A 9,113-nucleotide genomic window follows, 5' to 3' on the forward strand; every position below is an offset into this window, starting at 1 on the left:
GCCTGGGCCGCGGCGTCCGCGCGGCGCTTGTCGGCGGCCTGCCGGGCCTGGTCGAGTACCTGCTCGCTCTCCGCCCTGACCCGCTCGCTCTCGGCGGACGCCTCGCCGACCAGCCGGTCCGCCTGTGCGGCGGCCTCCGACCGGATCCGGTTGGCGTCGTCCCGGGCGTCGGCCCGGGTGCGGGAGGCGTCCTGCTCGGCGGCGGCGACGGCGTCCGACGCCTCCGTACGCATCCGCTGGACATAGTCCGCGGTGTCGGTGCGCAGCCGCTCCGCCTCCGCGATCGCGTCGGTGACGGTCCGTTCGGCGAGCGCCTTCGCCGCCTCGGTCTCCTCCTGCGCCCTGGTCCGCAGCCGGGTCGCGTCCTCACCGGCCCGCTCCCGCTCGGCGTAGGCGTCGGAGCGGACCCGGTCGGCCTCGTCCTCGGCCTCGGCGCGGGTGCGCGCGGCGGCGTGCTCGGCCGCGGAGCGCAGCCCGGCGACCTCCGCCTCCGCCTGCTCCTGGAGCCCCTGGACGGATTCCCGCACCTGCCTGGCGGTCTGCTCGGCGGCGGCGACCAGATCGCCGGCCCGCCGGTCGGCCTCCTCGACCAGGCGGTGTGCCTCGGCCCCGGCCTCCTCGACCCGGTTGCGGGCGGAAGCGAGCAGTTCCTCGCTCTGCTCGCGGGCCCGCTCCCGCTCCTGGTCCGCCTCGCCGCGCGCCGACGCGAGAATGCCCTCGGCCTCCCGGCGGCGGCGCAGCGCCTCCTCCTGGGCGGCGGCGAGCGCCTCGGCGGCCTCCGCGCCCACCCGCTCGGCGGTGGCGGCGGCCTCCGCGCGCAGCCGGTCGGCGGTTTGCTGGGCCTCGCTCCTGAGCCGCTCGGCGTCATTGGCCGCGTCACTGCGCAGCCGTACCGCGATGCTCTCCGCCTCGGCGCGGGCGCTCGAAGCGTCGGCCGCGGCCTCGGTCCGCAGCCGCTCGGCCTCCTGCTCCGCCTGTGCCTGGAGCGTACGGATGCGCTCGGCGGCCTCGGTGCGCAGCCGCTCGGCCTCGGCGCGGGTGCGCTCCAGCGTCTCCTCGGCCTGCCTGCGCAGGTTGGTGGCGCGCTCGATGGCCTCGGTACGGACCCGCTCGCTGTCGCCGCTGGCGGCCGTCCGCAGTTCGTCGGCGTCCGCGCGGGCCTTGGTGAGCAGTTCCTCGGCGGTGCTGGCCGCCTCCTCGATCTGCTGGACGGCCTCGCGGCGGGCCTCGCCGCGGATGCGCTCGCCCTCCGCGACCGCCTCGGACCGGAGCTGCTCGGCCTCGCCGCGCAGCCGCCGCGCGTCCTCTTGGAGCTCGACGGTCCTGGCGCGGTACTCCTTGGTGTCGTCCTTGGCCGCGCCCTTGAGCTGGTCGGCCTGTTCGGCGGCCTGGACGCGCAGCCGCTCGGCCTCCGCCTCGGCCTCGCGGCGGATCCGCTCGGCTTCCTCGCCCGCCTTGCGGGTGGTCTCCCGGGCGTCATCGGACGCCTTGGTCAGCACTTCCTCGGCGCTTCTGGCCGCCTTCGCGAGCTGGGCCGCCGCGTCCTCCGCGGCGACCGTACGCGCCTGCTCGGCGGCGGCGGCGAGCTGCTTCTCCGACTCCGCGCGGGCGTCCGCGAGAATCTGCTCGGCGTCCGCCTTCAGCACCTCGGCGTCGCTGGTGGCCTCGGCGACCAGCCGGGCGATCTCCGCCTTGGCCGTACGGGTGCGCTGCTCGGTGTCGGACTCGACGGACGCCGCCTGCTTGGCGGCGGCCTCCCGCGCCTCGGTGACCAGCTTCTCCGACTCCGCGCGGGCGGCGCGGAGCTTGTCCTCCGCCTCCTGCATCCGCTGCTCGGCGGTCCGGCTCAGCTCGGTGGCCTGCTGGCGGGCCTGGTCGGACTCGGCGGTGGTGGTCGAGCGGAGCTGCTCGGCGTGGCTGGTGGTCTCCTGCGCCTGGTCGGCGGCGCTGCTCAGCAGCCGCTCGGCCTCCTTGCGGGCCCGCGCCAGGATCGACTCGGCCTCGGTCCTCGCGGACTCCGTCTCGGAGCCCACCCGGTGCCTGGCCTCCTCGGCGACCCGGGTGGCCTCGGCGCGGGCCGCGGCGAGCGACTTCTCGGCCTCGGCGCGGGACTCGTCGAGCAGCCGGCGGGCCTGGGCCTCCGTACGGGCGCGCAGCTGCTCGGCCCAGGAGACGTTCTCATTGACATGCGCCTCGACGGTCTGGCGGCGCTCGGCCAGCTCCTGGTCAAGACGCTGGCGGCGCTGATTGGCCTCGGTGTGCAGCTCGGCCTGGAGCCGGGCCTGGTGCTCGGCGTGCTCCTGGAGGATGCGCTGGGTCTGGGCGCGGGCGTCGCGCAGCTCGCGCTCGGCGTCGGTGCGGAGCTGGTCGGCCTGGATCTGGGCGTTACGGAGGAGCTGCTCGGCCTGATAGCCGAGGTCGCTGCCTTCGTACGCGGGACGGGAGGCGAGGTTGCGGCGTGCCTCATGGAGCTTGGCGCGCAAGACCTCGACCTGGTAACCGAGGTCCTCGGCATGCTGGACGGCCTTCTCCCGCTCGGTCTTCAGCCGGTCCATCTCGGCTTCGAACCGCGAGAGGTGGTCGTCGTCAGCTCGGTGGCTCTCCTGGCGTTCGTAGCCCCGCACTGCGCGGTCCCATCCGTCCCCTGGTCGCAACTGACTCCACACAAGCGCCGCTCGCCGGGCGAACGGCCCCCCGGGGGAATGGTGACAGATCATTATGAGAGGACGCGTCGCGGCCCCGACCCGGCCCCGGCCCGGAATCGCCCACTCTACCGGGCCGGGAATGCGGAGGTCAGTGCTCCGTTGCCGAGGTGACGAGTTCCGTGAGGACGCCGTGGCAGTCCTTGGGGTGGAGGAAGGTGATACGGGAGCCCATGGAGCCGGTCCTGGGCTCGTCGTAGAGGACGCGTACGCCCTTCTCCCGGATCGCCTGCGCTTCGCCGTCCACGTCCGCCGTGCCGAAGGCGATGTGGTGGACCCCCTCCCCGTTCTTGGCCAGCCACTTTCCCACCGGGGAGTCCTCGCGGATGGGCTGGAGGAGCTGGAGGTAGGAGGCGCCGCCGTCGGAGGTGCCGTTGATCCTGAGCATGGCCTCGCGTACGCCCTGCTCCTCGTTGACCTCCGTGTGGGAGACCTCGAAGCCGTAGGTGGCCCGGTAGAACTCGACGGTCGTGTCAAGATCGAAACAGGCGATCCCGATGTGGTCGATTCGCGTCAGCATGCCACCAGTGCAGCGCCGAAGCGCTGGTTACGCAACGTGCGCGCGATCACACCCGTGGGACGGTGACCCCGGGCGGAACCGCTCAGTACATTTGAGTAAACCCTCGTTCACTCCTCAGCTCCCGGGCTGGTAAGGGGATCGTGTCTCATGTCAGCAACGTCCGGTACCACCTCAGTGATCGTCGCGGGCGCCAGGACGCCCATGGGACGGCTCCTCGGATCGCTCACCTCCTTCTCCGGCGCCGACCTGGGCGGCTTCGCCATCAAGGCCGCGCTGGAGCGCGCGGGCATCGGCCCCGACCAGGTGCAGTACGTGATCATGGGCCAGGTGCTCCAGGCCGGGGCCGGGCAGATCCCCGCCCGCCAGGCCGCGGTCAAGGCCGGTATCCCCATGACCGTCCCCGCGCTCACCGTCAACAAGGTCTGTCTCTCCGGGCTCGACGCCATCGCCCTGGCCGACCAGCTGATCCGGGCGGGTGAGTTCGACGTGATCGTCGCCGGCGGCCAGGAGTCGATGACAAACGCGCCGCACCTGCTGCCGAAGTCGCGCGCGGGCCACAAGTACGGCGCCATCGAGATGCTCGACTCCATGGCGTACGACGGCCTCACCGACGCCTTCGAGAACATCGCCATGGGCGAGTCCACCGAGAAGCACAACGGCCGCCTCGGCATCCTGCGCCCCGAGCAGGACGAGGTCGCCGCGCTCTCCCACCAGCGCGCCGCCGCCGCGCAGAAGAACGGGGTCTTCGAGGCGGAGATCACCCCGATCGAGATCCCGCAGCGCAAGGGCGAGCCGGTCGTGGTCTCCCAGGACGAGGGCATCCGGGCGGAGACCACCGCCGAATCCCTCGGCCGGCTGCGCCCCGCCTTCGCCAAGGACGGCACCATCACAGCGGGCACCTCCTCGCAGATCTCCGACGGCGCCGCCGCCGTCGTCGTGATGAGCCGGGCCAGGGCCGAGGAACTGGGCCTGGAGTGGATCGCCGAGATCGGCGCCCACGGCAATGTGGCGGGCCCCGACAACTCCCTCCAGTCGCAGCCGTCCAACGCGATCCGCCACGCGCTCGGCAAGGAGGGCATCGGCGTCGGGGACCTCGACCTCATCGAGATCAACGAGGCGTTCGCCGCCGTCGCCGTGCAGTCAATGAAGGACCTCGGAGTATCCACCGAAAAGGTGAATGTCAACGGCGGTGCGATCGCTCTCGGCCACCCCATCGGCATGTCCGGCGCCCGGCTGGTGCTCCATCTGGCGCTGGAGCTTCAGCGCCGGGGCGGCGGCGTGGGCGCGGCGGCGCTGTGCGGCGGCGGTGGTCAGGGCGACGCGCTGATCGTCCGCGTACCGGCGAAGAGCTGACCGTCCGGGCACCGGCCCGGGTAGCGGCCAAGATCTGACCCCCGGGGTACCCGTGAAGTGCGGGCCGTCCGGGTACCGGTCCGCGTACCGGCCCGCGTACCGGCGAAAGCCTTGAGAACCGACCGAAGGAGTACGGCGATGGTGGACGTCCCCCAACTGATCGCCCAGGCGCGGCAGGGCAGGCCCCGGGCCGTCGCCCGGCTGATCTCCCTGGTGGAGGGGGCGTCCCCGCAGCTCCGCGAGGTGATGGCGACCCTCGCCCCGCTGACCGGCGGGGCCTATGTGGTGGGCCTGACCGGCTCGCCGGGCGTCGGCAAGTCCACCTGCACCTCCGCCCTGGTGACCGCCTACCGCAAGGCGGGCCGGCGGGTGGGCGTCCTGGCCGTCGACCCGTCGTCGCCGTTCTCGGGCGGCGCGCTGCTCGGCGACCGGGTGCGGATGTCGGAGCACGCGTCCGACCCGGGTGTCTACATCCGCTCCATGGCGACCCGGGGGCATCTCGGGGGGCTCGCCTGGGCGGCTCCCCAGGCCATCCGCGTCCTGGACGCGGCCGGCTGCGAGGTGATCCTGGTGGAGACGGTCGGGGTCGGCCAGTCCGAGGTCGAGATCGCCGCCCAGGCCGACACCTCCGTCGTCCTGCTGGCGCCCGGGATGGGCGACGGTATCCAGGCCGCCAAGGCGGGCATCCTGGAGATCGGCGACGTCTATGTCGTCAACAAGGCGGACCGCGACGGCGCGGACGCCACCGCCCGCGAGCTGAACCACATGCTGGGCCTCGGCGAGGCGCGCGCCCCGGGCGACTGGCGGCCCCCGATCGTGAAGACGGTCGCGGCGCGCGGCCAGGGCATCGACGAGGTCGTCGAGGCGCTGGAGAAGCACCGGGCCTGGATGGAGGAGCGCGGGGTTCTCACCGAGCGCCGGTCCCGCCGGGCCGCGGGCGAGGTGGAGACCATCGCGGTGACCGCGCTGCGGGAGCGGATCGGCGATCTGCACGGCGACCGCAGACTGGGCGCGCTGGCCGCCCGGATCGTGGCGGGGGAGCTGGACCCGTACACGGCGGCGGACGAACTGGTGACGGGGCTTACGCGGTCCTGAGCGTCCGCCGCGGGAGTTCTGGGGAGCCCGGGGGGTCCCGGAGCCTGTACCGGGCTTACGGGCGGGGCCGGGGTTCTGCGTGCGGGGGTCTGGCATACGGCGCTCTGCGTACGGCGCTCTGCGTACGGGGCGGGGGCGGCCCGGCCCATAGGGGCGAGTCGGCGCGGGCGTACGTACCAGTCCGCGTCGCCCGCCCGGACCTCCGGAGGCGAGCGGGCGGTCCGATCGGAGCGGACGGCAGCAGACGGAAACGGCCCGGCCTGGACACGGGGGGTGTGGTCCTGGCCGGGCCATGCTCCAGAGGGTGTCCTTGACCCCCTGGCACCGGGCGGGGGGCCGCCCGGAGCTGTATCGCGACGCTCAGCCGATCAAGCCGATCGGCCGATCATGCCGCTCAGTCGTCGGAACCGTCGTCGTCCTTGTCGTCCTTGTCGTCGGCGTCGTCGGCCTTCTCGACCGCCGGGGCCGGCGAAGCCTTGCCTGTCCTCGCGTCCACGTGCACGTCCCGCGAGGAACCGTCCTTCGCGCGCACCTCGACCTCCCAGTGGCCTTCGTCGAACTCGACCTCGGTCACCGTGCCCGCCCGGAAGGACAGCGCCGCCGCTGCCGCCCGGTCGGCGTCCACCGTGGCCGCGCGCAGGGCCTCCAGGTCGCTCCGGTCCTCGGCGGCCTCGTTCCGGTCGTCCGAGCCGTCCGAGCCGTCCGAGTCATTGACGTCATCGGCGTCGTCGGCGTCGTCCGGCCCATCCGTGTCGTCGGCCGCCGGGGCCAGCGACACCTTGCCGCTCTTCGCGTCCACCCGCACCTCGCGGTCGAGGCCGTTCCTACCCACGACATCGACCTCCCAGGGGCCCTCTCCGTCGTCGTCACGCCCGACGGACAGCACCGATCCCGGGGCCTCTTTCAGTGCGGCGTCCACCGCGTCCGACACCGAGATCTTCGGTGTGGACACGGGGTCGTCTCCCGATGCGGCCACCGCTGTGTACGCACCGCCGCCGAGGAGTGCGGCGACGGCGACTGCGACAACGATCTTGCGCTTCATGAGGGGTCCTCCCCATTGGTCCGGCCTTCGGTGAGCACCAATCTGCCGGGCGGAGCCTGAACGCAACCTGAAGCCACCTGAAGGGATCTTCAGCTTCCGTTTGGGACCCTGAGCGCATGCGCTTGTTGATCGTGGAGGACGAGAAGCGGCTCGCACTGTCCCTCGCCAGGGGACTGACGGCCGAGGGCTACGCCGTGGATGTGGTCCACGACGGCCTCGAAGGGCTGCACCGGGCCTCCGACGGCGCGTACGACCTGGTCGTTCTCGACATCATGCTGCCCGGTATGAACGGCTACCGCGTCTGCGCCGCCCTGCGCGCCGCCGGCCATGACGTCCCCATCCTGATGCTGACCGCCAAGGACGGCGAGTACGACGAGGCCGAGGGCCTCGACACCGGCGCCGACGACTATCTGACCAAGCCCTTCTCGTACGTCGTCCTCGTCGCCAGGGTCAAGGCCCTGCTGCGCCGCCGGGGCCGCTCGGGCGGCTCCCCGGTGCTCACCGTCGGCGATCTGCGGATGGAGACATCCGCCCGCCGGGTCTTTCGGGGGGAGCGGGAGATCGCCCTCACCGCCAAGGAGTTCGCGGTGCTGGAACAGCTCGCCGTCCGGGCGGGCGACGTCGTCAGCAAGGCGCAGATCCTCGAACACGTCTGGGACTTCGCCTACGACGGCGACCCGAACATCATCGAGGTCTACATCAGCGCCCTGCGCCGCAAACTCGGCGCCCCGCGCATCCAGACCGTGCGCGGCGCGGGCTACCGGCTGGTGGCCGCGCCATGAAAAACCCGCGCCCCCCGAAGAAGCTGAAGAGACTGAGCGCCCTGAGGCATCTGAGAGCCCTGAGATCCGTACGGGCGAAGGCGTCGATCGGCGCCACCCTGGTCGTCGCCGTCGCGCTGATCGCGGCGGGCCTCGCCGTACTCCTGGTCCTGCGCTCCGACCTCGCCCAGCGGGCCGGTCTCCAGGCCGAGGTCGCCGCCCGTGACGTGGCCTCGCGGATCGCCCTGGGCACGCCCCCGGGCGAACTCGACCTGCCGGATGCCGATGACCGTCCCGTCCAGATCGTCGACGACCGGGGGCGGGTGCTGGCCCTCGGCGAGGGGCTGAAGCCGGTCCCCGGTCTCGGGACGGGGACCCCCGCTCCGAGCCCCACGTCTTCCGGCGATGACGACAGGGGCCGCGACCGGGACCGGGATCGGGACCACGACGACGATGCCCCCGACCCGGGCGAGGTCTCGGACGAGGAGCCCGGGTTCAGCACCCGCACCGCCACGGTGGACGGCGAGAGCGCCTCGTACCGCTTCGCCTCAGTCGAGGTGACCCCCGGTGACGGCCACACCGTCACCGTCTACGCGGGCGCCCCCCTGGCCACCGAGGAGGGCGCGGTCGAGACGGTGCGCGAGGCCATGCTCATCGGCCTGCCGCTGCTGCTGGTCGTCGTCGGCTCGGTCACCTGGCTGGTCACCCGGCGCGCGCTGCGGCCCGTCGAGGGCATCCGCGGCGAGATGGCGGCCATCACGGCGTCCGAAGACCTCTCCCGGCGGGTCCCCGAGCCGGCCACCCACGACGAGGTCGCCCGGCTGGCCCGTACGACCAACGAGACGCTCGCCGTGCTGGAGGCGTCCGTGGAACGCCAGCGCCGCTTCGTCGCGGACGCCTCCCACGAGCTGCGCAGCCCCATCGCCTCCCTGCGCACCCAGCTGGAGGTGGGCGCGGCCCACCCGGAGCTGCTGGATGTGCCGGGCGCGGTGGCCGACACCGTACGGCTTCAGCAGCTCGCCGCGGATCTGCTGCTGCTGGCCCGGCTGGACGCGGGGGAGCGGCCGGGGCAGGCCCGGCTCGATCTCGCCGCGCTGGTGCGCGAGGAGGCGTCGCAGCGCGCGGGCGACCGGGTGCCGGTGACGGTGGACGCGGTGACCGTGGACGCGGTGGAGGTGACGGGGTCGCGCTCCCAGCTCACGCGGGTGCTCGGGAATCTGCTGGACAACGCCCAGCGTCATGCCCGTACGGCCGTCGGCGTGTCCGTGCGTGCCGAGGCGGGCGAGGCGGTGCTCGCTGTCGCGGACGACGGGGACGGTGTGCCGCGGGGGGAGCGGGAGCGGATCTTCGAGCGGTTCGTGCGCCTCGACGATGCCCGTAGCCGGGACGACGGCGGGGCGGGTCTTGGCCTCGCGATCGCCCGCGATGTGGCCGTACGCCACGGGGGCACCCTCACCGTGACCCCCGCCCCCACGGGCGGCGCCCGCTTCGTCCTCCGTCTGCCCCTCGCGTAGCCGCTTGCCGCGGGCCGATCCCTCTCGACGGCGCGGGCGCCCCGGGGCGCGGGTCTGTCCTCAAGCGCCGGACGGGCTGGGTTTGTGTGCCCCGGTCGTCGGGTGCGGGGTGAGTGAATTCAGCCT

General features: G+C 73.3%; 7 protein-coding genes. 4 read left to right on the forward strand and 3 right to left on the reverse strand.

Going from position 1 to position 9,113, the window contains the following annotated elements; genetic code table 11:
• Positions 1-2,624, reverse strand: a 2,624-nt coding sequence (locus ACWF94_RS24425) for a hypothetical protein (protein WP_453492270.1), incomplete at its 3' end; no start/stop codon positions are given.
• 169 nt (positions 2,625-2,793) lie between these two features.
• Positions 2,794-3,222 carry a methylmalonyl-CoA epimerase gene (mce, locus tag ACWF94_RS24430; RefSeq protein WP_453492273.1) on the reverse strand — a complete coding sequence of 143 codons (429 nt, stop codon included), beginning with the start codon at positions 3,220-3,222 and terminating at the stop codon, positions 2,794-2,796.
• A gap of 147 nt (positions 3,223-3,369) precedes the next feature.
• Here mce and ACWF94_RS24435 point away from each other — a divergent pair, with 147 nt between their 5' ends.
• The gene (locus ACWF94_RS24435; RefSeq protein ID WP_453492276.1) at positions 3,370-4,575 is read left to right on the forward strand and encodes an acetyl-CoA C-acetyltransferase; all 1,206 of its coding nucleotides are present in this window, start codon (positions 3,370-3,372) and stop codon (positions 4,573-4,575) included.
• A 138-nt stretch (positions 4,576-4,713) separates the two neighbouring features.
• Positions 4,714-5,670, forward strand: a complete 957-nt coding sequence (gene meaB / locus ACWF94_RS24440; protein WP_453492279.1) for a methylmalonyl Co-A mutase-associated GTPase MeaB — start codon at positions 4,714-4,716, stop codon at positions 5,668-5,670.
• Between the two features lie 394 nt (positions 5,671-6,064).
• Here meaB and ACWF94_RS24445 read toward each other — a convergent pair whose 3' ends face one another.
• A complete protein-coding gene (locus ACWF94_RS24445; protein WP_453492282.1) occupies positions 6,065-6,712 on the reverse strand; it encodes a PepSY domain-containing protein in 648 nt (215 codons plus the stop codon).
• 116 nt (positions 6,713-6,828) lie between these two features.
• Between ACWF94_RS24445 and ACWF94_RS24450 the strand changes: the two genes are divergently transcribed.
• Both ACWF94_RS24450 and ACWF94_RS24455 read left to right on the forward strand, forming a co-directional pair.
• Positions 6,829-7,494 carry a response regulator transcription factor gene (locus ACWF94_RS24450; RefSeq protein WP_453492285.1) on the forward strand — a complete coding sequence of 222 codons (666 nt, stop codon included), beginning with the start codon at positions 6,829-6,831 and terminating at the stop codon, positions 7,492-7,494.
• A 59-nt stretch (positions 7,495-7,553) separates the two neighbouring features.
• Positions 7,554-8,987, forward strand: coding sequence for an ATP-binding protein (locus ACWF94_RS24455; protein ID WP_453492287.1), 1,434 nt, complete (start codon positions 7,554-7,556; stop codon positions 8,985-8,987).
• Positions 8,988-9,113 lie beyond the last annotated feature (126 nt).

This window comes from Streptomyces sp. NPDC055078, from assembly GCF_053607985.1.

Excerpts from the sequence above, each read along its gene's own strand:
- mce (WP_453492273.1), bottom strand. The coding sequence starts at position 3,222 with ATGCTGACGCGAATCGACCACATCGGGATCGCCTGTTTCGATCTTGAC.
- ACWF94_RS24435 (WP_453492276.1), top strand. The coding sequence starts at position 3,370 with ATGTCAGCAACGTCCGGTACCACCTCAGTGATCGTCGCGGGCGCCAGG.
- meaB (WP_453492279.1), top strand. The coding sequence starts at position 4,714 with ATGGTGGACGTCCCCCAACTGATCGCCCAGGCGCGGCAGGGCAGGCCC.
- ACWF94_RS24445 (WP_453492282.1), bottom strand. The coding sequence starts at position 6,712 with ATGAAGCGCAAGATCGTTGTCGCAGTCGCCGTCGCCGCACTCCTCGGC.
- ACWF94_RS24450 (WP_453492285.1), top strand. The coding sequence starts at position 6,829 with ATGCGCTTGTTGATCGTGGAGGACGAGAAGCGGCTCGCACTGTCCCTC.